The organism is Veillonella magna, assembly GCF_959600285.1.
In the GTDB taxonomy this organism is placed as follows: Bacteria; Bacillota; Negativicutes; order Veillonellales; family Veillonellaceae; genus Veillonella_A; species Veillonella_A magna.
Genome location: NZ_CAUGKU010000001.1, coordinates 91,630 through 117,202, shown reverse-complemented (window position 1 = coordinate 117,202; position 25,573 = coordinate 91,630). Strand labels below are relative to the sequence as shown.

Annotated in this window: 22 protein-coding genes and 1 other annotated feature; all 22 genes read left to right on the top strand. The window is 43.9% G+C overall.

The annotated features are described in order from the left end of the window. Window positions 1-40: 40 nt before the first annotated feature. Window positions 41-1,177, top strand: coding sequence for a RuBisCO large subunit C-terminal-like domain-containing protein (locus Q5873_RS00545; RefSeq protein ID WP_438364085.1), 1,137 nt, complete (start codon window positions 41-43; stop codon window positions 1,175-1,177). 165 nt (window positions 1,178-1,342) lie between these two features. Beyond that, complete coding sequence (gene larE, locus Q5873_RS00540; protein WP_303058871.1) at window positions 1,343-2,161, top strand: ATP-dependent sacrificial sulfur transferase LarE; 819 nt, start codon at window positions 1,343-1,345, stop codon at window positions 2,159-2,161. 9 nt (window positions 2,162-2,170) lie between these two features. Beyond that, the gene (locus tag Q5873_RS00535; protein ID WP_288190989.1) at window positions 2,171-2,626 is read left to right on the top strand and encodes a hypothetical protein; all 456 of its coding nucleotides are present in this window, start codon (window positions 2,171-2,173) and stop codon (window positions 2,624-2,626) included. 69 nt (window positions 2,627-2,695) lie between these two features. Further along, window positions 2,696-3,508, top strand: coding sequence for an MBL fold metallo-hydrolase (locus Q5873_RS00530; protein WP_288301576.1), 813 nt, complete (start codon window positions 2,696-2,698; stop codon window positions 3,506-3,508). Window positions 3,509-3,512: 4 nt separating this feature from the next. Then, entirely contained in the window at window positions 3,513-4,622 is a 1,110-nt protein-coding gene (locus Q5873_RS00525) for a S1C family serine protease (RefSeq protein ID WP_303058869.1), read from the top strand. Between the two features lie 9 nt (window positions 4,623-4,631). Continuing rightward, the gene (gene rlmH / locus Q5873_RS00520) at window positions 4,632-5,111 is read left to right on the top strand and encodes a 23S rRNA (pseudouridine(1915)-N(3))-methyltransferase RlmH (RefSeq protein WP_303058868.1); all 480 of its coding nucleotides are present in this window, start codon (window positions 4,632-4,634) and stop codon (window positions 5,109-5,111) included. Window positions 5,112-5,134: 23 nt separating this feature from the next. Next, entirely contained in the window at window positions 5,135-6,007 is an 873-nt protein-coding gene (locus Q5873_RS00515) for a hypothetical protein (RefSeq protein WP_303058867.1), read from the top strand. A gap of 144 nt (window positions 6,008-6,151) precedes the next feature. Then, complete coding sequence (locus tag Q5873_RS00510; RefSeq protein WP_205087421.1) at window positions 6,152-6,610, top strand: CBS domain-containing protein; 459 nt, start codon at window positions 6,152-6,154, stop codon at window positions 6,608-6,610. Between the two features lie 103 nt (window positions 6,611-6,713). Then, complete coding sequence (tig, locus tag Q5873_RS00505) at window positions 6,714-8,045, top strand: trigger factor (RefSeq protein ID WP_288190147.1); 1,332 nt, start codon at window positions 6,714-6,716, stop codon at window positions 8,043-8,045. A 42-nt stretch (window positions 8,046-8,087) separates the two neighbouring features. Beyond that, a complete protein-coding gene (clpP, locus tag Q5873_RS00500) occupies window positions 8,088-8,681 on the top strand; it encodes an ATP-dependent Clp endopeptidase proteolytic subunit ClpP (RefSeq protein WP_303058866.1) in 594 nt (197 codons plus the stop codon). A gap of 15 nt (window positions 8,682-8,696) precedes the next feature. Further along, a complete protein-coding gene (gene clpX / locus Q5873_RS00495; protein ID WP_303058865.1) occupies window positions 8,697-9,923 on the top strand; it encodes an ATP-dependent protease ATP-binding subunit ClpX in 1,227 nt (408 codons plus the stop codon). 96 nt (window positions 9,924-10,019) lie between these two features. Beyond that, window positions 10,020-12,332: an endopeptidase La gene (gene lon, locus Q5873_RS00490; protein WP_303058864.1), complete on the top strand. Its 2,313-nt coding sequence runs from the start codon at window positions 10,020-10,022 to the stop codon at window positions 12,330-12,332. Further along, window positions 12,329-13,024 (top strand): ribosome biogenesis GTP-binding protein YihA/YsxC, encoded by a 696-nt coding sequence (gene yihA / locus Q5873_RS00485; RefSeq protein WP_303058863.1) that lies wholly within the window; start codon window positions 12,329-12,331, stop codon window positions 13,022-13,024. The genes lon and yihA overlap by 4 nt, the downstream gene beginning before the upstream one ends. Further along, on the top strand, window positions 13,021-13,992 hold the full coding sequence (locus Q5873_RS00480; protein ID WP_303058861.1) for a polyprenyl synthetase family protein: 972 nt from the start codon (window positions 13,021-13,023) through the stop codon (window positions 13,990-13,992). The genes yihA and Q5873_RS00480 overlap by 4 nt, the downstream gene beginning before the upstream one ends. Window positions 13,993-13,994: 2 nt before the next feature. Then, on the top strand, window positions 13,995-14,849 hold the full coding sequence (gene tatC / locus Q5873_RS00475) for a twin-arginine translocase subunit TatC (protein ID WP_303058860.1): 855 nt from the start codon (window positions 13,995-13,997) through the stop codon (window positions 14,847-14,849). A gap of 114 nt (window positions 14,850-14,963) precedes the next feature. Beyond that, window positions 14,964-15,191, top strand: a binding site (T-box leader). A 36-nt stretch (window positions 15,192-15,227) separates the two neighbouring features. Beyond that, complete coding sequence (locus Q5873_RS00470; protein WP_288190151.1) at window positions 15,228-17,885, top strand: valine--tRNA ligase; 2,658 nt, start codon at window positions 15,228-15,230, stop codon at window positions 17,883-17,885. Between the two features lie 9 nt (window positions 17,886-17,894). Then, entirely contained in the window at window positions 17,895-19,187 is a 1,293-nt protein-coding gene (locus Q5873_RS00465) for a bifunctional folylpolyglutamate synthase/dihydrofolate synthase (RefSeq protein ID WP_303058859.1), read from the top strand. A gap of 48 nt (window positions 19,188-19,235) precedes the next feature. Then, window positions 19,236-20,471, top strand: a complete 1,236-nt coding sequence (locus Q5873_RS00460) for an O-antigen ligase family protein (protein WP_303058858.1) — start codon at window positions 19,236-19,238, stop codon at window positions 20,469-20,471. Window positions 20,472-20,894: 423 nt separating this feature from the next. Next, entirely contained in the window at window positions 20,895-22,397 is a 1,503-nt protein-coding gene (locus Q5873_RS00455; RefSeq protein ID WP_303058857.1) for a succinyl-CoA:acetate CoA-transferase ScpC, read from the top strand. A gap of 28 nt (window positions 22,398-22,425) precedes the next feature. Continuing rightward, window positions 22,426-24,072 (top strand): acyl-CoA mutase large subunit family protein, encoded by a 1,647-nt coding sequence (locus Q5873_RS00450; RefSeq protein WP_028254790.1) that lies wholly within the window; start codon window positions 22,426-22,428, stop codon window positions 24,070-24,072. Window positions 24,073-24,108: 36 nt separating this feature from the next. Beyond that, a complete protein-coding gene (locus tag Q5873_RS00445; protein WP_028254789.1) occupies window positions 24,109-24,504 on the top strand; it encodes a cobalamin B12-binding domain-containing protein in 396 nt (131 codons plus the stop codon). Window positions 24,505-24,595: 91 nt separating this feature from the next. After that, window positions 24,596-25,537 (top strand): methylmalonyl Co-A mutase-associated GTPase MeaB, encoded by a 942-nt coding sequence (gene meaB, locus Q5873_RS00440; protein ID WP_303058855.1) that lies wholly within the window; start codon window positions 24,596-24,598, stop codon window positions 25,535-25,537. Window positions 25,538-25,573 lie beyond the last annotated feature (36 nt).

Here is a 25,573-nt window from a genome sequence, read left to right as displayed (position 1 = left end):
CATACCGCCGGAGATGTGGGCGGTCATAAGGAGTGATACCATGGATGCACTGGATACAGAGCGATTTACGGTTACATATCAAATAGAGGCGGATACCTATGAAGAGGCCAAGCAAATTGCGTGGAGCGTGCAGGTGGAACAGACCATCGAGTTTCCGTACGAGCGTTTGCAATCGGAATATATTCGCGACCATGTAGTGGGACGGCTCGTTTCTTTGGATGCGGTCGACAGCGGAGGGTATCGTGCGGTAATTTCCTATGCCGATGCGTTGACTGCCTATGAAGCGACACAATTTTTAAATGTAGTGTTCGGGAATTCTTCATTGCAGCCTCATATATGGGTAGTAGATATACATATATCGGAAGGATTGGCAAAGGCTTTTGGAGGTCCTCGCTTTGGCTTGGACGGACTGCGTAGGTTGTGCCATACGCCGCGACGGGCTTTGATGCAGGCGGTTATCAAACCGATGGGGACACCAACGGATGAGTTGGCCTCTATGTGTCGGGCGTATGCATTGGGCGGAGCCGATGTGATTAAGGATGATCATGGAATTACCAATCAAAGCTTTGCGCCTTTCAAGGAACGGGTGAAGCGTTGCGCAGCGGTAGTGCATGAAGCCAATGCCAAGTCTGGAGGTCATACATTATATGCGGCGAATGTATCGGCTGATGGCGAAGCCGTATTGGAGCGTGCGCATTTTGCTAAGGAAGCCGGCGCAACGGCGTTGATGGTGGCACCGGCCCTGACGGGATTCGGTTGGCTGCAACGATTGGCGAAGGATGAAAGCTTAGGATTGCCGTTGATTGTGCATCCGGCGATGATGGGGGGCTTTGCATTGCCCGGTACGTCAGGCATTGCGGATTATTTGTGGATTGGATTTTTGCCGCGTCTCTTCGGTGGTGATATGCCCATTTTTGTATCGTACGGCGGACGCTTTACTTTTACGTCAGAGCAGTGTAAACGAATTCATGAATATATAAGCCGACCGATGCCGAGTTTGCGGGCCGCGTGTCCTTCCCCGGGAGGCGGCGTGACGGAAGCACGTTTGCCGGAGCTGCTGAAACTATACGGTAACGATACCATGTTTTTAGTAGGCGGCGATATGTTTCGACGAGGCAATGATTTGGAAAGCAACATGCGCTTCTTTGTGGATATGTTGGAACAACTCAGTGTGTGATGTGATGTATCTCATACAAATAGTTTAGACGTGTAAAGCCAATACATGAGTAAAGCGAATACATAAGTAAGGCAAATACATAAGCAAAGCAGATACAAGAGTTGTTAAGGAAAAACATAAAAATACATAATTAGTATTGAAGGATGGATGAGAGAAGGAGAAGATATGACGGAAGAATTGGAGGCTAAAGTAGCAAAACTGCTGGACAGCTTACGTTCCATGGGAAGCGCTGTGGTCGCTTTTTCCGGTGGTGTAGATAGTACATTTTTAGCGGCTACAGCCAAACGGGCATTGGGGGATAAGGCCCGCGCATTTACTGTTAGCTCGCCGACGTTGCCGAGACGAGAAATCGAGGACGCCAAGCGGTTTGCAGCGAGGATTGGAATTGACCATACCATTGTGGAAATTGATGAACTGGCTATGCCGGATTTTGTACGCAATGATTCACAGCGTTGCTATTATTGTAAAAAGAACCGATTTTCACAACTGATTGATTGGGCACATCATGAGGGAATCAATGAAGTACTGGATGGTGGCAACCTCGATGACACCAAAGACTACCGACCGGGTATGCGAGCCCTGGAAGAACTCAAGGTGGTGCGAAGTCCGCTTCTTGAGGCCGGCTTTACCAAAGCGGATATCAGAGAGGCCGCCAAGGCGTGGGGACTCGAGGTATGGGATAAGCCCAGTTCACCGTGCTTGGCAACACGGGTGCCTTACGATCATGTGATTACACGGGAAGCGTTGTCTATGATTGATGCAGGAGAAAATTACCTGCGTCGATTCCTTGACGAGCCGTTTCGTGTGCGTTACCATGATGGTATGGCACGTATAGAAGTGAGTGAAGCGGAATTTGTAAAATTTGCCGATTCTGCTTGGCGCCAAAAAGTGCAAGAAGAATTTGATCATATAGGTTTTATATATGTTAGTGTGGACATTAAGGGTTTTAAGAGCGGCAATCTTAATCGACAGATTACCGAGTAGGAGGCTATCGTGGATTGGCATAGAATTCGATCACAACAAGATGCTGATGAATTAATGAAGGTATTCAACGGATTTAGGAACTGTGTGTTAACAGAGCTCGACTATTTGAGTGGTGCCTATGTGCAACCGGCGTTGGCTATGTATCCGATCAATGCTAAGCGACGGGTACGCATGGTATTTCAGCGCCAAGATAAAAACTTGCCGGCCATTGAACTGGTATTTTGCGATACCAGCCGTTTAAATTTAGTACCGATTAGAACGAACTGTACGGCTGAAATTACCGGCGCCGTATTGGCTTATCAAGGGGGCCGCCTGTATTGGGCAGACCGCGATGATTTTGTGATTGATAACATCAATAAAGACCCGGTAGTAAATCAGGCGACGTGGATTGAAGCAAAACGTGCACAGTGGCGCGTTCTTAAAGACCATCTCGGCGCAGGCCATGTATATGAAGTAACAAAATAGGCAGATAAACGACGGGGTTGTCGAAGGCAATCCCGTTTTTTAGTCATAGAAAGGATGAGATGACACACCGTGGGGGAAGGAAATACGACAGCCTTTCAAGTGCATGTGTTGGCCAGTGGCAGTAAAGGCAATGCAACAGTAGTGGCGTATAAAAATACGTCTATCCTCATCGATGCCGGTATAAGTGCCCGGCGAATTACGCAGGGAATGAAGGCACTGGGCTTGGATGCGGCTAAGCTGGCAGGTATTTTTATTACGCATGAGCATTCGGATCATATTGCAGGATTGTTACAAATGGTCAAGCAATATGATGTGCCGGTGTTGACAAGGGAAGGGACTATGAAGGCACTTATTGGCAAACGGATTGCCGGCCATCAGTCATTTACCGTTTTGACAAAGGCGAATATTACTGTCGGTGATATTTCGGTAGAGACGTTCAAGACAAAGCATGATGCAGTTGACTCTATGGGCATAAGCTGCTACGGCGGCTCCCATAAAATGACGTTAATGACTGACACGGGTACGATTGACGATAGAATGTTGCGGGCAATGGATGAAAGTGACATGTTGGTGCTGGAAGCAAATTATGATCCGCAAATGCTGCGATACGGACCGTATCCGCCGGATTTAAAGCGCCGTGTTGCCGGTGAATACGGACACTTGAGTAATGAAAGTGCGGCGCAAGCATTGCTTATGATGAAACGCCCCGACAATTTACAGGTAATATTGGCGCATCGTTCAGAAAAAAATAATGCCGTACCGGTGGTGAACGATACAGTGCATCGACTTACCGGTGAAGTTGGATTGATTGAGGGGAAAGACTTTAGGCTACAACACGGACAACCAAAGGAATGTGTAAGTATGGTCGGACAGGAGGCTTGAGGCGATGGATGGAAAGAAAAAAATTATTTTTATATTGATGGCCATTATTTTTGTTTTAGTTGGTGGAATCGGCGGCTACTTAACACATGAGTGGGCTGTGCCAACGACGCCGACTACGACGGCAAGCGATACCAAGAAGGAAACATCGGTACCTCTTACACCGGCGCGGGATACAGCCATTGTAAAAGCCGTTAAGAAGGCAGGCCCGGCAGTTGTAGGGATTACGACACGAGTTTACAACCGTGATATTTTTAATCGACAAGTATTAGTCGGTGAAGGCGTGGGATCCGGTGTTATTTTTGATAAAAAAGGGTATATAGTGACAAACTATCATGTTGTAGCACAAGCGACGGATAAAAAGGTAACGGTATCGCTCAGCGACGGAACATCGGTAGATGGTGCGGTCATCGGCGTAGATCCTACGACGGATTTGGCAGTTGTTAAAATCGATGGCAACGAGAATTTGCCGGTAGCCGAATTCGGTGATTCCGACAGCTTACAGGTAGGTGAGCCGGCCATTGCCATAGGCAATCCATTGGGCCTTGAATTCCAAGGAACCGTTACGGCTGGCGTTATTAGCGCGCTGCATCGCACGCTGGATATGGAATCGCAACGCTTTCCTCTCATTCAGACGGACGCAGCTATTAACCCCGGTAACTCCGGAGGGGCATTGGTTGATGCTGATGGAAAGGTCGTAGGCATTAACAGTGAAAAAATTGCGCATACCGGTGTAGAAGGCATGGGCTTTGCTATTCCGATTAATGAAGCTAAGACGATTGTTGATGAATTAATCAAAAATGGTTACGTGACTCGTCCGTACTTAGGGCTTGGCCTATTGGACAAAGAAGCAGCCGCTAAATATGGTGTCAAATTAAATGTCGATGGTTTGTATGTAGCACGTGTATACGATAATGGTCCCGGTGTGGATTCGGGCATTAGACAAGGCGATTTTATTACGGCTGTTGATGGTAAGGCAGTCAATACAATGATGGCTATGAAGCAGGTGTTAGATGGGCATAAGCCGGGGGATACAGTGCAGCTCACGGTGCAACGGGGACAGGGCACAACGGTGCTTGATATTACCTTAGGCAAAATGCCACCGCCGGAAGCGTAAGGAGGTATCATGAAATTTTCTATACTTACCATAGGCAAGTTGAAGGAAGCCTATTTACGCGATGGAGTGGCGGAATTTGTTAAGCGCCTGCGCCCGTACGGTGGAGTTACGATTACGGAATTAAATGAAAGTAAAATCGGCGATAAACCCAGCGATGCAGATCGTCAACACGTGGTCGAAGAGGAAGGTGAACGCCTTTTAAAATTGGTGAATGACAGGAGTTGGCTTGTAGTACTGGATGTATATGGTAAGACTCTGTCATCGGAAGCCTTAGCAGCGAAAGTGGCGGAGCTGGAGCTCGATGGTATCAGCGAGATGACCTTTGTCATCGGTGGCGCCTTCGGAGTATCGGAGAAGCTGCGAAATGCTGCGCGGCTTCGGCTGTCGTTCAGTCCAATGACATTTACCCATCAAATGGTGCGACTGTTGCTGGTGGAACAATTGTATCGGGCATGTAAAATTAATCGTGGCGAACCATATCATTGGTAATATAATATAGAGGAGTGGAAACCGTGACAGAGGATATTATTTTATTGAAACAACCGGCGTTACTATGGTCTGTGGAAACCATGTCTCCCGATGAAGCGTATCGGCGTGACATTGACGAGGTGCGAATGCGCTTGCAGCAAATGGCGCAACAAATAGCGTTGCAGCACACTTCGTTGACGACAAAAGCAGAAACAATATATGGTAATGAACACATACAAGAACGTTTACTTACAATTGGCTATTCTGTAGAGGCTATTACATCGTACTGTGAGCTTTTATGTAGCTCGTTGCAGACCTATAAAGAAGCGTCATCAATGCTAAGCTTGCTTCGGGACAGTCAACCAGCGTATGCAGAACATCAGTTAAACGCATTGTTGGAACAAAATAGAGAATTTAATTCGCTGCTTACCGATTTAAATTATTATTTCGTCTTGGTAGTCAATGCGTTGGTTACCGAGAATCGTTCGTTGGAGAACTTGATGCACAACAGAATGGATGATACAACCGATCATGAGCAAGTAAACAATGAATATAAAGATTTTATTCGTCGCGGCTTAGAACTTAATAAATCCTTGGATAAAAGGATTATGTATATTGATAGTCTGCTACGGGATATCCGGAAGCAAATGGCTGCCTCTCAAGTGAGCCGTTTAGAGGCACAGGTAGCGGAACGGCGCCGTAAAATCAACGAGCAACGATATCAAGCGAAAGTAGAAGATGTCCGTGATTATGAAGATTTGGAAGGTCAATATCGTCATAAATATGATGAAGAGGGTAATCTCATCGGTACGGAAGAAGGCGGCAGCGGCGGAAATCGTCAGGGCATTAAGGCTATTATTATTGCGATAGCACTGGTAGCTATCGTACTTGTTGCGCATTACTTTATTACGTTGTAATGCGAAGTGATATATAGCAGGAAAATAAGATATAGAGTAAATAAAAGGGATTTGGCGTAGGTGTGTCAAACTATAACAATATAGGACGATTAAATTACATATTTGGCTAGGTCCCAATAGAATCAAATTGAGAGGGTGACAACTATGAAAGTTAGTGAAGTAATGAATAAGTATCCTACTATTATAAGTCGTGATGGCACCATTAACGAAGCGGCACAGTTGTTAGTGAAACATAATTTAACAGCTATTTCCGTTGTGGATGCACACAATAAACTGGAAGGTATTATTACCGAAGGCGATTTGTTGTATAAAAAAGTACGGCCTCATGCACCGCATTATGTGAATGTACTGGGAGCAAGTATTTATTACAGCGGTATCGGCGAATACAACGCACAATTTAAAAAGTTGCTGGCTACTCATGTAGCAGAATTGATGACGAAGGATGTTATTACCTGTCATCCGGAAACGGAAGTAGAAGAGGTAGTCGGTGTAATGTTGGAAAAACATTTGAAATCCGTACCGGTTGTTGATGAAGACAACTGCCTGCAAGGGGTAATCACGCGTCATGATATTATGCGATTAATCGCCAATGGGGAAGCGTAAGTGAATTAATTGCAATGCATGCAATTTTATGATAAGATTAGGAATGCAATATTAAATCTCAAAAATAAATTTGGGTAGTAACCCTTAAGGAGGACATATTTTCATGAACGTAACTGTAAATCCTGTTGATCAGCACAAGGTAACACTTACTATTGAGGTTCCGGCTAAAGAAGTGACAAAGGGCATTGCTCAGGCAGTAAAACGCATTGCCGGTCAGGTTAATATTCCGGGCTTCCGTAAAGGCAAAGCACCGCGCCGTATTTTGGAAATGAATTTCGGTAAGGATGCTATTTTGGAAGAAGCTTTTGAATTATTGGCAGGTCGTGCATATAATGAAGCATTGCGCGAACAGGAAATTGTTCCGGTTAGCGAACCTGAAATTGAACGTGTAACCTTTGAAGAAGGTAAAGATCTTGTATTTAAAGCGACTCTTACTAAACGTCCGGAAGTAACTTTGGGCGAATACAAGGGTCTCGAAGCTGAAAAACAGGATGCTACCGTTACCGATGAACAGATTCAGGAACAGTTGGATAACATCCGCAATCAGCAGGCTAAAATGGTTGTAGCCGATAAAGATGCTAAGCTTCAGAAAGATGATTTCGCAGTAATCGACTTTGCCGGTTCCATTGATGGTAAACCGTTTGACGGTGGTGAAGGTAAATCCTATCCGCTTCAGATCGGTTCCGGTAACTTCATTCCTGGCTTTGAAGATCAGCTCATTGGTCATGTAGCCGGTGATGACGTTGACGTTAAAGTAACGTTCCCGGAAGATTATTTTGTTAAGGAATTGGCTGGTAAGGAAGCTGTGTTTAAGGTACATGTGCATGACATTAAACGCAAGGAATTGCCGGAACTTAACGACGAATTCGCTAAGGAAGCAAGCTCCTACGATACCATTGAAGAATTAAAAGCAGATCTTCGCAAAAAAATGGAAGAAGATGCAACGGGCCGAGCTATCGATGCATACAATGCTGCATTGATTGAACAGGCTGTTAAAAATGCAACAGTAGATATTCCGGAAATCATGGTTGACGATCGCGTTGAACAGATGATTCAGGAATTGGCTATGAATATGGAAAGCCGCGGTTTGAAACTTGACGACTACCTGAAATTCTCCAACAAAACATTAGATGCTTTAAAGGAAGAATACAAGGCAAACGCAGCGGAAAACGTGCGTGCCGATTTAGTATTGGAAGCTATTGCTAAAGAAGAAAATATTCAGGTTACAACTGAAGACATGAATATGGAAATCTTCACGATGGCACAGAACTTCGGTGCAGATCCGAAGGAAGTTTGGAATATTATTGCAAAAGAAGGCCGTGTATCTATGTTGGCAAGCTCCGTAGCTCGCAAAAAAGCAGCACGTTTCATCATCGAACATGCTAAGGGTGCAGAAACGGCTAAGAGCGAAGAAGCTAAAGAGGAAGAAAAATAATTTCTCTGTCGCTATAGGTACATGGACAATGAGGTGTGAATCATGTATGTACCAATTGTAGTTGAACAGAATGGACGCGGTGAGCGTTCCTATGATATTTACTCCCGTTTGTTAAAGGACAGAATCGTGTTTCTGGGCGGCCCTATCAATGATGATGTGGCTAACTTGGTTATTGCACAGCTTCTGTTCTTGGAAGCGGAAGATCCGGATAAGGATATCCATTTGTACATTAACAGCCCCGGTGGTGTAGTAACTGCCGGTATGGCTATTTATGATACGATGCAGTATATTAAGCCGGATGTATCTACCATTTGTGTGGGATCGGCAGCGAGCATGGGTGCTGTTTTGTTAACAGCCGGCGCCAAGGGCAAGCGATATGCTTTGCCGCATGCACGCGTAATGATCCATCAGCCGCTCGGTGGTGTTCAGGGGCAGGCCTCTGAAATCGAAATTCATGCACGCGAGATTTTGCGTATGCGTGAAGAATTGAACGGTATTTTGGCATTCCATAGCGGTCAGCCTATCGATGTGGTAGCACGCGATACGGACCGCGATAACTTTATGAGTGCGGCGGATGCAGTAAAATACGGTTTGATTGACGAAGTATTGACGAGACCTTTGCCGAGTAATAAGTAATCGGGAGGACAAGAGTTGAAGAAGGACGAAAAAGAGACATTACGTTGTAGCTTTTGCGGACGTACTGGTGAAGAAGTGCGCAAGTTGGTAGCAGGCCCCAATGTATATATTTGCGATGAATGTGTGGAAGTATGTCAGCACATTATTGATGAAGAATTGGGCATGCAGGACGATGGCGGCTTTGCGCTGGAACAGGTTCCGACGCCACACGAAATAAAGGAATACCTTGATCAGTATGTTATTGGTCAGGATGAAGCTAAGATTTCATTGGCCGTGGCAGTGTATAATCACTATAAACGACTCCAGATGGGAAACATGGTTGATGATATTGAATTGCAAAAGGCTAACGTCCTTTTTATCGGTCCGACCGGGAGCGGTAAAACATTGTTGGCACAAACATTGGCAAAAATGCTTGAAGTGCCGTTTGCCATTGCCGATGCGACCAGTCTTACAGAGGCCGGTTACGTTGGCGAGGACGTTGAAAATATACTCTTGAAGCTGATACAAGCAGCGGATTATGATGTGGAGAAAGCCGAACGAGGTATTATTTATATTGATGAAATCGATAAAATTGCCCGCAAATCAGAAAACCCATCTATTACACGCGATGTATCAGGTGAAGGAGTTCAGCAGGCATTGCTGAAAATTTTGGAAGGCACAGTTGCGTCCGTGCCGCCTCAGGGTGGTCGTAAGCATCCACATCAAGAACTTATTCAGATTGACACTACTAACATTCTATTTATTTGTGGCGGTGCCTTTGATGGTCTTGATAAAGTGATTTCTAAGCGAACAGCAAAGAAAACACTTGGCTTTGGCGCAGATATTCAAAAGCAGGAGGAACGAGATGTAGCCTCCATTCTTAAGGAAGTAGTGCCGGAAGATTTACAAAAATTTGGTTTGATTCCGGAGTTCATAGGTCGATTACCGGTAACGGTAACTCTTGATCCACTTGATAAAGAAGGGTTAATTCGAATTTTAACGGAACCTAAAAATGCGTTAACAAAACAGTATGAAAAGATGCTGGAGCTGGATCATGTGACATTGACCTTTGAGGCTGATGCGTTAGAAGAAATTGCAGCGGAAGCACTGAAACGAAATACCGGGGCTCGCGGGTTACGGTCAATTATTGAAAAAGTAATGAAACGGGTTATGTATGATGTACCTTCTACACCAGACATTACCGGTTGTGTTATTACGCGCGAAGCCGTTAAGGGTGAAGCACAGCCCATACTCAAAAAATGAGTCGGCCATAAAAAACGAGAAGATATTCTAAGTTTAAGAAACTCATTTCAGTATGGAATGAGTTTCTTTTTAAATAGATATAGAAAAGGAGGCCCTATGAGCGAGTCACAGACAATATTACCGATGATACCTCTGCGTGGTATGGTAGTATATCCTAAGGTTACGGCCCAACTTGATATTGGGCGTGATAAATCTATCAAAGCTGTGGAAAAGGCAATGGCGGATGATCGCCTAATAGCTGTGGTTGCCCAGCTGGATGAGAATGTCGAAGATCCTGTGCAAAGCGAAATCGCTACCGTGGGTACACTGGCTAAAATAAAACAAATGCTACGTTTGCCGGGAGGCATTATTCGTATTTTGGTAGAGGGAATACATCGCATTACTATAGATAATATTGAATTAGTAGATGGATACAACAGTGCAACCTTTACTGAACTTAAGCCTATCGGTGAGAACATGGTAGAATTAGAAGCATATCGCCGTTTTGCTCAATCTAAATTTCTGCAGTGGACAGATGAAACGAAGTCTGTATCGGAAGAAGTAGTTACTCGTATAATGAATATTAACAATCCGAACATATTGGCAGATCAAATTGCATCGGTGCTGCCGGTACCCTTATTTAAAAAGCAGCAGCTTTTGAATATTTTGGATATTAAGGAACGTCTTCACAAAATCATTGCTGTACTCAATACAGAGTTGGAAATTTCTCATTTGGAGGAGGAAATTAATCATCAGGTTCGTCAACAAATGGAAATGCAGCAGAAAGAATACTTTTTGCGCGAAAAAATTAGAGCCATTCACGATGAATTGGGTGATAAGGTAGATCCCGATGAGGAGGCAAATGAACTACGCGAACAGTTGAGTAAACTTAAGGTATCCGATGACATCAGAGAACGCATTGAAAAGGAAATTGCTCGCTATAGCCGCATGCCGCAGATGATGCCGGAATCAACTATTTTACGCAATTACCTAGATTGGGTATTGGCATTGCCGTGGGATAAAGAATCGGAAGATCGATTGGATATTAATGAGGCTGCAAAAATCCTCAATCAGGATCATTATGGGTTGGAGAAGATTAAGGAACGCATTCTTGAATTCTTAGCGGTTCGCAAGTTAAGTGGTTCGCAAGGTGGTTCCATTCTTTGCTTGGTGGGACCGCCGGGGGTTGGTAAAACATCGTTGGCAACGTCTATTGCAAAAGCAATGAACCGTAAATTCGTGCGCGCTTCCCTAGGTGGTGTGCGTGATGAAGCAGAAATCAGAGGACATCGACGTACGTATGTAGGAGCGTTACCGGGACGTATGATTCAGGGAATGAAAAATGCGGGAACGAAGAATCCTGTATTTTTGCTGGATGAAATTGATAAATTAGCATCTGATTATAAGGGTGATCCGTCATCGGCATTATTGGAGTTGCTTGATCCGGAACAAAATAAAACCTTCAGCGATCATTTTATTGAATTGCCTTTTGATTTCTCCGAAGTATTCTGGATTACTACGGCTAATGTAGCCGGAAATATACCGGGACCGCTTTTGGATCGCATGGAAATTATTGAGCTTTCCAGTTATATGGAAGAAGAAAAACTAGAAATTGCTAAACGGTATTTAGTACCTAAGCAAATCAAGCGCAATGGTTTGGATGGTCAAAATGTGAAGCTGTCCGATGCGGTACTGCGTAAGGTGATTAGCGAATACACCAGAGAAGCCGGTGTCCGTACTTTGGAAAAAACGATTGCTAAAGTGTTGCGCAAAGTTGCTTATGAAGTCGTAGAAGGCGATGGCAAGGCACCTCGCGTGACAGTAAAAAATGTACCGCATTATTTGGGTGCGCCTATTTTTACGGAGCAGGAGCGAGAAAAAGAGCCGCAAGTTGGTTTGGTCTGCGGATTGGCATGGACTTCGGTAGGTGGCGTGGTTTTACCTTGCGAAGCTACCACGATGGAAGGAACCGGTAAGCTTAGCCTAACAGGCAGTTTAGGGAAGGTAATGCAGGAATCCGGTCAGGCAGCTATGGCTTATATTCGTCATAATGCAGAACATTTGGCATTGCCAAAGGAATTCTATAAGAATACGGATATTCACGTGCATTTACCGGAAGGGGCTACACCGAAGGATGGACCGTCTGCAGGTATTACCATGACGTTAGCGGTTGTGTCGGCTTTGACAGATAAAAAGGTGCGGTCCGATTTGGCTATGACCGGAGAAATTACGATTCGTGGCCGTGTGTTGCCTATCGGCGGTTTGAAAGAAAAGATGTTGGCTGCGTTGCGCCACGGAATTAAAGAAGTTTTGATTCCTTATGGCAATCAAAAGGACGTGGCCAAGTTACCGGAGTCGGTAAAAAAAGGCTTAAAAATTACTACTGTTAAAACTATGGATGATGTGTTAGCAAAGGCGTTTGCAAAATGAAACAGCGAAAGAAACAGGTAAAGCGAGGTCCGGCACCGCAGTATACTCGAAAAGAGCCGAAGGGGCCGCGTATTATAGCTTCTGCTTATACGGCTTCGGCCGTACGGGCAGATCAATACCCGGAAGGTGATACCGTAGAAATTGCTTTTTTAGGGCGCTCTAATGTAGGAAAATCATCATTGATAAATTCCTTGTGTAATCACCGAGGGCTTGCTTTGGTTAGTGGGCAACCGGGGAAGACGAGAACAATTAATTTCTTTTCCATTACATCGAAGGAAGATATTAGCAATACGGAAGAATTGAGGTATCATTGGTTTCTGGTGGATTTACCTGGATATGGTTTCGCTAAAACGGATAAGGGGAATCGTGATATTTGGTCATCGTTTATCGCAGACTATATATTACACTCCGATAGGCTTATGCTACTTTGTTTATTAATTGATGGTCGCCATCCGGAGCTCCCCATTGACCAAGAGGCTTTTAAATGGCTTATGGAGTCCGGGGTTCCATTGCAAATTGTAGTGACCAAGGTAGATAAGTTAAAGAGCAGCGAGCGACAGCGGAATATGCAGCGTATTAAAGAGCTATTTCCGACAAAAACGGCACCCATTGCGTATAGCTCTTTGAATCATACAGGTCGGGAATTATTGTTACAGCGTATTAATACAGTTATTGTGGGGGAAGAGGAATGAACGAATCGGTAAATGACAACCTAAAACGAATAATAGCCGGCGAAATGCAGTTAGTTGAGGCATATTTGGCCGATGCGTTACATACCGGTTCTGAGGATTTTAATAGCCTAATAAGGCCTTTGGCTTTGTCGAGGGGAAAACGATTACGGGCACAGCTGTGTTTGCTTATAGCATTGGCAGGGCATTCTAATCAAGACCAACGAGTAGCTGTGGCAGCAGCAGTGGAGATGTTACATCTGGCTACGTTAATCCATGATGATGTATTAGATCAAGCGGCTATGCGTCGCGGTCACGAAGCCATTCATTGCAGTAAAGGGAACAAGGTAGCTATTTTAAGCGGTGACTATCTATTCGCAAAAGCTTTTGACGTTGTGGCTCAGATTGGTTCTGTTGAATGCTTGAAGATTTTTTCCTTTGTCATTTCGGCGCTGGTAGAAGGCGAATTTTTGCAGATGGAAGATGTATTCCGCGTTGATCAAGGCGTAGAACGTTATTTAATCAAGACGCAGAAAAAGACAGCTGATTTCATTGAAGCGTGCTTGGAACTGGGCGGCATATTGGGACATTGGAATTCGGAAGATATTGTACTACTTAAACGATTTGGCCATGCGCTAGGCATGTCCTTTCAGATTACTGATGATATCTTAGATTATCAGGCCACAGAAGCAACAGCCGGTAAACCGGTGGGAAAAGATTTACGGGAAGGCATACTCACATATCCCTTATTAGCTATAGTGCGCGAGGATAACAAGGCGTATATTGAGAGTGAACTGCGACGCATAGAAACCGGTGGCGATGTAATGGAATTTATGTCTTATATCGCTAAAGAAGGCGGTGTAACAGAGGCGGAAAAACTCAATGCGACATATGTTAAAGAGGCACAGGATGCATTGACGGCATTACCGGCTTTTGCAGGCAAGGAGATATTGCTGGGCGTATTGATGTCGTTAGCACACAGAAAGGTATAGCTATGGAAGCATTTCGGGTACGAGATTTTAACGATCCGAAGCGAAAACCGTCGTTGAATAGTGTGATTGAACAACGGAATCGTCAGGCTGCCTTAAAAAACGGTATGGCTGACGAAGAGAATAAAGAGGTATATACGGAGTCGGAAGCAAAGATGATGGCAGAAGCAGGGGCTATGTCATTAGTCGGTCATTTATCTGAGCTACGTCGGCGAATTATTATCTCTGTAGTTTGCATCGCAATAGCTTTTGGGATTGCATACTATTACGTGGATGATTTGCTGCAGCTATTGATTGCACCGGCGGGTAAACTTTACTATATGCGACCGACGGAAGCGTTTTTTACGTATATGAAGGTGGCCTTGGTTGGCGGACTTATAGGGGCTTCCCCTATTTGGCTGTACCAAGTATGGGCATTTGTAAAACCTGCTCTCCGTACAAAAGAACGTCGTTTGACCAATTGGTTTTTGCCTTTTGCTATTATTCTGTTTTTGATAGGCATCGTTTTTTCGTATTTTCTTGTATTGCCCGCAGCAGTGGCCTTTTTTATCGGCTTTTCTACTGATGAATTGCAACCGATGTTTTCTATAGGGCAGTACGTAGATTTTGTTATTGCGTTCATTTTACCCTTCGGTATTATTTTTGAGTTGCCTATTATCATGATTATTTTGGCAAAGATGAATATGGTCACATCGGCAATGCTGAAGAAAAAGCGAAAGATTTTTATTTTCTTATCTTTTGTTATCGGTGCGGCTATTTCGCCGACGCCTGATATGTTTTCACAAACGATGATTGCCTTACCTATGATACTTTTATATGAGGTTAGCTTGTGGATTGTATCTCGGGTTATGAAGAAATAAAATAAACATCACTATTAACTATTATCTGTATGTAGCGTCATAGTTACGGAAAACGGTAGTGTCTGAAATTGACAGAGCTACCGTTTTTTTGCTATGATTTAGCATAGAAATATGGAACAGGCGATGAAGAGGAAAAATTTTTGCACTACGCTGCAGAGAGCGTCGGTAGGTGAGAGCGACGTGCGAACGGCAAGAAGGGTAGCCTCGAAGCTGAAATAGGGAAGCTGCGTTTAGCGGTGTGTAGTTATTTCCGGAAAGCCCCGTTACGGCGAATGAGTGATTGTCCTTATTTGGGCAATAAGTTAGGTGGTACCGCGGAAGTCAAGCCCTTTCGTCCTAGTAGGACGAAGGGCTTTTTTTATATACTGGAGGACAGGTATGAGTGAGTACAAGAATTTAGAAGCATATAATCCTGCCGAGATTGAACAATCTTGGTATTCGTTTTGGGAAAAGAAAAATTATTTCCATGAAGAGGTAGATCCGGCTAAGAAACCGTTTAGCATTGTATTGCCTCCGCCGAATGTAACGGGTCAATTACATATGGGGCATGCGCTGGATAATACGTTACAGGATATTTTGATCCGATTTAAGCGTATGCAAGGATACAATGTGCTCTGGATGCCCGGAACGGACCATGCCGGTATTGCAACACAGGTAAAGGTAGAAAAAAACGTATTGGAAAAAGAAGGAAAAAGCCGTTATGATTTGGGACGCGATGAGTTTATAAAGCGCGTTTGGGAGTGGAAGCACGAATACGGTAATACCATTGTTAAACAGATCCGTAGCTTAGGGGCGTCCTGTGATTGGTCGCGTGAACGATTTACCCTTGATGATGGTTATTATAAAGCGGTACGGGAAGTATTCGTTCGTCTCTATGAAAAAGGATTAATTTATCGCGGTGAACGTATTACCAATTGGTGCCCAAGTTGCCATACGGCTCTTAGCGATATTGAAGTAGAACATGCTGATGAAAAGGGTCATTTGTGGTTTATTAATTATCCGGTAAAAGGCGAAGACGGTGTCTTCGTGACAGTAGCCACGACACGACCGGAAACAATGTTCGGTGACGTAGCGGTAGCTGTTAATCCGGAGGATGAACGATATAATGCATTGATTGGTAAGACATTGGTATTGCCATTTGTAGAACGAGAAATACCGGTTATTGCCGATAGTTATGTAGATCCGGCTTTTGGTACGGGGTGTGTTAAAATCACACCTGCTCATGACCCGAATGACTTTGAAATGGGACAGCGCCACAATTTGGAATCCATTGTGGTTATGAATTTGGATGGCACTATGAATGATGGTGCCGGTAAATTCAGTGGGTTGACTCGTGAAGAAGCACGCAAGCAAGTAGTGAATGAATTGCAGGATATGGGGTTACTGGTAAAAATAGAAGAACATGATCATAGTGTAGGTCATTGTTCGCGTTGCGATACTATTGTGGAACCGCTAGTATCCAAGCAATGGTTTGTAAAAATGGAACCATTGGCTAAGCCAGCCCTTAAAACAGTACAAGATGGTAATATTGAATTTGTGCCGGAACGCTTTACCAAAACATATACAAATTGGTTGGAAAATATTCGAGATTGGTGTATTTCTCGTCAACTATGGTGGGGACACCGTATCCCGGCTTGGTATTGTGATGAGTGCGGTGAAGTGACGGTTTCTCGTGAAGACATTACGGTTTGTCCACATTGCGGCGGTCATGTAACGCAAGATCCGGACGTGCTGGATACCTGGTTTAGCTCGGGCTTATGGCCTTTTGCGACAATGGGATGGCCGGAATCGACGGCTGAATTGAAGCATTGGTATCCTACAAGTGTGTTGGTAACGGGGTATGATATCATCTTTTTCTGGGTGGCCCGTATGATTTTCTCTGCCTTGGAATTCATGGATGAAATTCCGTTCAAGCATGTGTTTATTCACGGCTTGGTACGTGATAGCCAAGGTCGTAAAATGAGTAAGTCCTTGGGCAACGGTATTAATCCGTTGGATGTTATTTCCGAATACGGTGCCGATGCGTTGCGTTTTACGTTGGTAACCGGGAATACGCCGGGGAACGATATGCGTTTCTACATGGAACGGGTAGAAGCAAATCGCAACTTTGCCAATAAGATTTGGAATGCAGCTAAGTTTGTTATAATGAACCTAGATGGTTATGACGAATCCTTTGTGCCGAGTGAAGATGATTTGACGTTGGCAGACCGTTGGATTATTGAATCGTACAACAACGCGGTAGAACGTATTACAGCTAATCTTGATAAGTTTGAACTTGGCGAAGCGGCTGCGGCAGTATATGACTTTATCTGGAATAGCTACTGTGATTGGTACATTGAGCTGGCAAAACCGCGCTTGTACAATAAAGAGGGCGGACGTGATCGCCAAACAGCGCAGTATGTATTGGTAACTATTTTACGTCATATGTTGGAATTATTACATCCGTTTATGCCGTTTGTGACAGAACATATCTGGCAACATTTGCCTCATGAAGGGGAAAGTATCGTAGTGGCACCGTGGCCGACAGCGTTGCCGTTTGCCGGCTATGCACAGGCAGCTGCCCACATGGAAGTTATGATGGATGCCATCAAAGGCATTCGTAACATGCGTGCAGAAATGAATGTGCCGATGGGTAAGCGAAGTGAAGTTATTTTGTCTATTACCGATGATAGTTTGACGGATGTAATCAAATCACATAGTGACTATTTTGAAACTCTTGGATGGGCCGATAAGGTAACACTTTTATCTTCCACAGATGAAAAACCGCAAAATGCAACGGTAACGGTTGTCAATGGGTTAGAAGTATACTTACTTTTGAAGGATCTTATTGATGCGGATAAGGAACGTGTGCGTCTGGCGAAGGAACAAGCAACGGTACAAAAGGAAATTGCACGTTTAGAAGGTAAATTATCAAATCAAGGTTTCTTAGCTAAGGCACCGGCCGAAGTAGTTGCTAAGGAACAGGCCAAATTGGCTGAATATAAACAAAAGCAACAGGCTCTAAAGGAACGAGAAGAATTCCTGAAGACGTTATAGGAGGTAGTCATGACCTACGAAGAGGCATTGACGTATTTGGAGGGGTGTTCTTCTTTCGGTATTAAACCGGGATTAGAACGCATAGAAGCACTTTTGGATGTATTAGGTCATCCGGAAAAAGCATATAAGACGATTCACATAACAGGAACGAATGGTAAAGGTTCGGTGACATCCTTTGTTGATACGGTTCTTGTTACCAGTGGTATACGGACGGGGCGATATACATCGCCTCATCTGGTGAGCTATACAGAGCGGTTTTGTGTCAACAATCGTCATATCACGGAAGATGCTTTTGGTGCTGTTATCGGTAAAGTAGCACAAGCTGTGGAAACAGTGCTGGCACAAGGCGTGGAAAGCCCTACACAATTTGAAATTTTAACAGCTGCCGCCTTCCTTTTCTTCAAGGAACAGGAAGTAGAATATGCGGTGATTGAGGTAGGCTTGGGCGGGCTTTTGGACTCAACGAATGTTATCGTACCGGAAGTAGCGGTCATTACGAATGTAACCGTGGATCATCAACAATATTGTGGTACCACTGTAGAAGAAATTGCTACACATAAAGCTGGTATCATAAAGAAAGGCGTGCCTACAGTAACCGCTGCTCAAGGTGGTGCTTTGGATGTTATAGAAGCAAAAGCAAAGGAAATGAAATCACCACTATATGTGTTCAATCGGGATTTTACCATTGAAAGCCGCAGTGCAAGCAGGCAAGGGCAAATGGTCACTTGGCAGGATAAAAAAGGAGAAAAATCTTTATTGTTCACTGGATTAGCCGGTATACACCAGTCTGTTAATTTAGCCTGTGCGACGATGGTGATTCGCATTCTAATGAAGACGGAGAAACGTATCAGTGACGAGACGATGCGTGAAGGGTTAGCGCGAACTAAGTGGCCCGGACGTTTTGAAATTAGCTCTGTTGAGGGACGAACGATTATATTTGATGGCGCGCATAATGCAAACGGTGCTGAGGCTTTTTCTATGACTTATCGAGAGCTTTTTAAGGAAACGCCAAAACGTATTGTAATGGCTATTCTGGCGGATAAAGATATAGGTGCGATTGTAGGTGGCCTTGTAGGTCCACATGATGAAGTATATACAGTACCAGCACCTACGCCGCGAAGCTCGGATCCGGAAGAGTTAGCGCGAAAGATGCCATGTCATGCACGAGCATTTACATCGGTATCTGCAGGCCTGGAGGCTGCTATGGAGCAGAGCCATGAAGGTGATATTATTGTAGTTGCCGGATCGCTGTATATACTGGGGGAAGCCTCAGAATGGCTGGCACATCGGCAGAAGCACTAATTGGGTACGCTCTGATAATGCAACGTAAGGTTGATAGGAAGGTCACTTATGAACGAATTCTTGTCAGGTACGTGGGAAGAACGCTTACCAAAACTAATTAGGTATCTTTTATATGGGGTCGTTTTTTGTATGCCCTTACAGCCGTTGCTAGGCGATATATTGGTAGTAGGTGCTTTATTACTGGCTTGCGTAGATGTTATACACTATCATCGCTCCATACGGCCGACGATGACCTTCCAGTGGTTGGTTATAGGGTTTCTGGTATGGAGTTTACTGGCTACGTATAATTCTATAAGACCGTTATTTACCCTGTATAGTTGGCTATACAACGTAGGCATGTATGGTGGCATTTATTTTCTTACGTATCATTATATGCGCTCATCGTCGCAGTGGCGCACCTTTTTACGGCTTTTTGTCATATCGGCTGTTGTCGTGTGTCTATATGGGGCCTATCAATATACAATGATGAAGATGACTCTCATGGATCAGTGGGTAGATGCAGCACATTTTCCAGGGTTAAAACGACGTATGTTTTCTACCTTGCAAAATCCCAATTTACTGGGTGAATATCTCTTAATTGTTATATCACTAGCAGGAACAGGACTTTTGCAAGCATGGCATGATAGGCGTTGGACTCTAATTTTTTGGATGATTCCGGCTTTGGTGTTGATGTCGGTATGTATGCTTCTTACCTATTCGCGCGGTATATGGCTTAGTATGGCATTTGTCGTACTTTACTGGGGAATACGAATCAATCGAAGATTATTGCTTCTTCTTTTGGCGATACCATGGGTTCTTTTCTTTTATCACGGCGAAGTAGCGTCGCGACTGTGGTCCCTATTCAGTGGTGAGGATACATCGGTAGTATTGCGTTGGGCACTATGGGATAGTACTACCTACATGATTTATGATCATCCGTTGCTGGGAATCGGATGGGATGCGTTCTGGTTTGTATATCCTGACTATAATTATTTTATTCAAGATACGCATACGATTATTTATCACGCACACAATATGTTTTTAAATGTACTGGCGGAAATAGGTATTCCGGGAGCATTATTTTATTTTGGTGCTATTTATATACATGCGATTAAATCTCGTGGGATGTCTCCGGAAGCTCTGCATCATATCGCAGCGTATGGCATTGGTGCTGTGTTGGTAGGAATTACCGTAAGTGGTGTATTTGATCACGATTTATTCAGTCATCAGGTATCTATTATTTTTTGGCAATTACTTGGATGGGTGGCTGCGGTAATAAAAGAACGTAACAATGATATTCAGTAGATAATAGCCCTGTGAAAATAAGAAGTACAAATAATAAGTATAAATAAATTTTTTATAATTTCTTTATCGAACATGTTAAACATGATGTTAAAATAGTTTGTGTTATATATTATAAAATTTGATGGGTATCATGCGTCATCTGCATGGTACCCATTTTTATTTTGCTAGAAATGCGTATTCGGAATATGGGTTGACAATAGACGCAAATTCTCCTATCATAAGCCATGGTTTGAGATATATCTCTGAAGAGATATACATTAAGAAAGACATACTTTAGCTATTTCGAACATATTAGATATAGTGACAAGCTTGAAAATAATTAAAGCAAAAAAGAGGAGTTTTCAAACTTTTGTCGAATACTATTAAGTGTTGGAATGAGAAAGTAGAAGATTGTCGTTCAAACTTTTAAAGGAGATGGTAATAATGATTAACATCCTCGATCGTGTACAGGGCGGCGCACTCCAAGCCAAAATTAAAACGGCGGAAGAAGCAGCTCAGTTGATCAATCCTGGAGACAAAGTTGGTATTAGCGGGTTTACTCCTTCTGGTTATCCAAAGGCAGTTCCGGTTGCGTTGGCAAAACGTATGGAATCTGATCCGTTCCAAATTGATCTTTGGACTGGTGCTTCTGTAGGCGATGAAGCGGATGGTGCTTTGGTTCGTGTAAACGGTATTCGTCGTCGTTTCCCGTACCAGACAAACTCCGACATGCGTAAAGCATTAAATGCTGAAAAGGTGCGCTATGTAGACATGCATTTGAGCCATATGGCACAGCAGGTACGCTACGGATTCTACGGAGATTGCGATGTAGCAATTGTGGAAGCGGCATGTATTCGTGAAGATGGCGGTATTGTTCCGACAACATCGGTAGGTAATACTCCCACATTTGTTAGTCAGGCAAAGAAGGTTATTGTAGAAGTCAATGTAAGTCAGCCTCTTTCTTTGGTAGGCATGCATGATATTTATGAACCTTTGGATCCGCCGCATCGTCAGCCAATTCCGATTTTCGCAGCTGGTAACCGCATCGGTACTCCGTATATTCCTTGCGATCCGGAAAAGATTGTAGCTATCGTTCCGTGTGATGTACCGGATACGACTCGCCCATTGGCACCGATTGATGATGATGCAAAAGCAATGAGCTTGCATCTTATTGAATTCTTTGAAAACGAAATTAAACATGGTCGTTTACCAAAGAATTTATTGCCGTTACAATCCGGTGTAGGTTCTGTAGCAAATGCTGTTATCAGTGGATTAGCAAAAGGTCCGTTCACTAACTTGTCCATTTATACGGAAGTTATTCAGGATGGTATGTTTGACTTAATCGATGCTGGTAAAGTTGAAGTTTGCTCCGGCACAGCATTGTCTCCGTCTCCGGATGGTTTGAAACGCTTCTATGATAATGTGGATGAATACAGCAAGAAGATTATTCTTCGTCCACAGGAAATTTCCAATAACCCTGGATTGGCACGTCGTTTGGGCGTAATCGCTATGAACACGGCCATCGAATTTGATATATTCGGTAATGTAAACTCCACTCATATTATGGGGAGCAAGATGATGAATGGTATTGGTGGTTCCGGCGACTTCGCACGTAATGCTTATATCTCCATCTTCTGTACAAACTCTGTAGCTAAGAGTGGCGCTATTAGTTCCATAGTTCCGTTCTGTTCGCATATTGACCATACGGAACATGATGTTTTGGTATTCTGTACCGAACAAGGCATTGCCGATGTAAGAGGTTTAGCTCCAATTGAACGCGCTCGCTTGATTATCAAGAATTGCGCTCATCCGGATTATAAACCTATGTTAGAAGACTACCTCGAAAGAGCTATTGTTGCAACAAAACACGCCCATACACCAATTTTGTTGGATGAAGCCCTTTCTTGGCATAAACGCTTCCAGGAAACTGGTAGCATGAAAAAGTAAGTTTACTTTTAGGAGGATGATGAAAACCATGGCTAATGAAAACTTGAAAGCCAAACTTGCTGAGTATGAAGCAGCTTGTGAAAAAGTATGTGCAAAATTCCCGGAACGTAAAAATCTGAAATATAACAGAGTTTACACTCCGCTCGATATTGATGGCTTTGATTATGAAAAAGATCTTAGCTTCCCTGGCGAATATCCATATACTCGTGGCGTACAGCCTACGATGTATCGCGGTCGCTTCTGGACGATGCGTATGTACGCAGGCTTTGCTACTGCTGAAGAATCTAACAAACGTTATCGTTACCTTATCGAATCCGGTGCTACCGGTCTTAGCTGCGCATTTGACCTTCCTACTCAGATTGGTTACGACTCCGACGATGCTATGGCAGAAGGCGAAGTTGGTAAGGTAGGCGTTGCTATCGACTCCTTAAAAGATATGGAAATTCTTTTCGACGGTATCGATCTTGGTAAAGTTTCTACTTCCATGACGATTAATGCTCCGGCATCTGTACTTCTTGCTATGTACATTGCTGTTGCTGAAAAGCAGGGCGTTCCGGCTTCCGCTTTGAAAGGGACTATCCAGAACGATATTTTGAAAGAATATGCGGCTCGCGGTACTTATATCTTCCCGCCGAAACCGTCTATGCGTTTGATTACTAATATCTTTGAATACTGCTCTCAGAATGTACCGAAATGGAACACTATCTCCATCTCTGGTTACCATATTCGTGAAGCTGGTTCCACGGCTGCTCAGGAAATCGCATTTACGATTGCCGACGGTATTGCTTATGTAGAAGCTGCATTAAAAGCAGGCCTTGACGTTGATGCATTTGCTGGTCGTCTTTCCTTCTTCTGGAATGCCCATAACAACGTTCTTGAAGAAGTTGCTAAATTCCGTGCATCCCGTCGTTTGTGGGCACATATCATGAAAGAACGTTTTGGCGCTAAGAAGGCTAAATCCATGATGCTCCGTGTACACACTCAGACAGCAGGTTCTATGCTTACTGCGCAGCAGGTTGATAACAACATCGTTCGTGTTGCATTACAGACTGCAGCAGCAGTAATGGGCGGTACTCAGTCCTTACATACTAACTCCCGTGATGAAGCCTTGGCTCTTCCGACTGAAGCTTCCGTACAGATTGCTCTTCGTACTCAGCAGATCGTAGCTTACGAATCCGGTTTGGCAGACGTAGTTGACCCGTTAGGTGGTTCCTACTATGTAGAAGCTATGACTAATGCTATCTATGACGAAGCTGCTGAATACATTCGTAAGATTGACGAAATGGGCGGCGCTGTAGTAGCTATCGAAAAAGGTTACATTCAGAAGGAAATTCAGGAATCTGCATATAAATGGCAGATGGAAGTTGAATCCGGTCTTCGCACAATCGTTGGCGTTAACAAATTCCAGGTTGAAGAAAAACCGGTTGAAGGTCTTCTTCGTGTAGACGCTTCCGTAGGTGTAAACCAAGCTAAGAAAACTCAGAAAGTTCGTGAAGAACGCGATAACGCTGCAGTAGAAAAAGCATTGGCTGCACTGAAAGCTGGCGCTGCTGATGAAAGTGTAAATCTTATGCCGTTGATTCTTGATGCAGTTCGCACGTATGCTACTTTGGGTGAAATCTGCAACGTATTACGCGATGTATTCGGCGAATACCAGGCTCATTCCACACTGTAATCAGAGGCATTTAGCTTAAATCGGAGGTAATATATCATGGCAGAAAAACGTATTAGAGTATTGGTAGCTAAACCGGGTCTTGACGGTCATGACCGCGGTGCTAAAGTTGTAGCTCGCGCACTTCGCGATGCTGGTTTTGAAGTTATTTATACCGGTCTTCGTCAGACTCCGGAACAGATTGTTGAAGCAGCTTTGTCCGAAGACGTTAATGTTGTAGCATTGAGCCTTCTTTCTGGTGCTCATAACACTTTGTTCCCTAAAATCGTTAACCTTTTGAAAGAAAAAGGTATGGGCGATGTATTGGTAGTAGGCGGCGGGGTTATTCCTGACGCTGATATCCCTGGTTTGAAAGAAGCAGGTGTAGCAGCTGTATTTACACCTGGTACTCCGACCAGCGATGTAATTGATTTCATCAAAGCTAACGTGAAATAATCAAGTACATCGATAAATTGTAACAGTGTATCGGGAGGGCTCGGATACAGTCATCCGGGCCCATCCATTAATAAGTAAGGCGGTGTAACCAATGGATTTAGTCAAAGAACTCTTAAACGGTTCCCGACTGGCCTTGGCTCGTGCCATCACTGCAGTCGAAAGCGAGTATGACAACGCTATAGACATTATGAAGGCGATTTATCCTAAAACGGGTAATGCCCGTATCCTAGGTATTACCGGTGCTCCGGGTGCCGGCAAAAGTACCTTGACAGATAAAATTGTTAAACAATATTTAGTACAAGGTAAAAAAATCGGTATCGTAGCAGTTGACCCGACCAGTCCGTTTTCCGGTGGTGCTATCTTGGGGGACCGCATTCGAATGAATGATTTGACTCTTAATGAGAATGCATTTATTCGTTCGATGGGGACTCGTGGTAGCTTGGGTGGTCTTTCTAAGAAGACATCCGATGTTGTTAAGCTGATGGATGCATTCGGCATGGATCTTGTTATCATTGAAACAGTCGGCGTAGGTCAGTCAGAGGTTGATATTGTAAAAAATGCAGATAGTACTCTGGTTGTACTTGTTCCTGGATTGGGTGATGATATTCAAGCTATTAAAGCCGGTATCTTAGAAATCGGCGATGTGTTTGCTATTAATAAGGCAGATCGTGACGGTTGCGATAAGCTTAATGTCGAAATCGAAATGATGCTCGATTTAGATTCCCGTGAACTAGCATGGCGTCCGCCAATTAAACGTACCATCGCATCCAAAGATGTTGGTGTAGATGAGTTGGTAGAAGCATTAGACGAGCATTTTGAATTTTTAGAAGATAGCGGTGAACTCGCAACGCGTCGTCAAGAACGTACGCGAGACGAAATTATTGCTATGATTAACGAACAAATTGGCCGTTATATTGCGGATAATATTGTTGTCGGTGATGAATTCAATAGGCAAGTTGAAGCGGTAAATCAAAAAGAAAGCGATCCGTATACGGTAGTAAGTACCGTTATGCAACAAGTTTTGAAGGCATAGTCATAAGGATTGTAGGTTTACCGTTGAAGTAAAGGA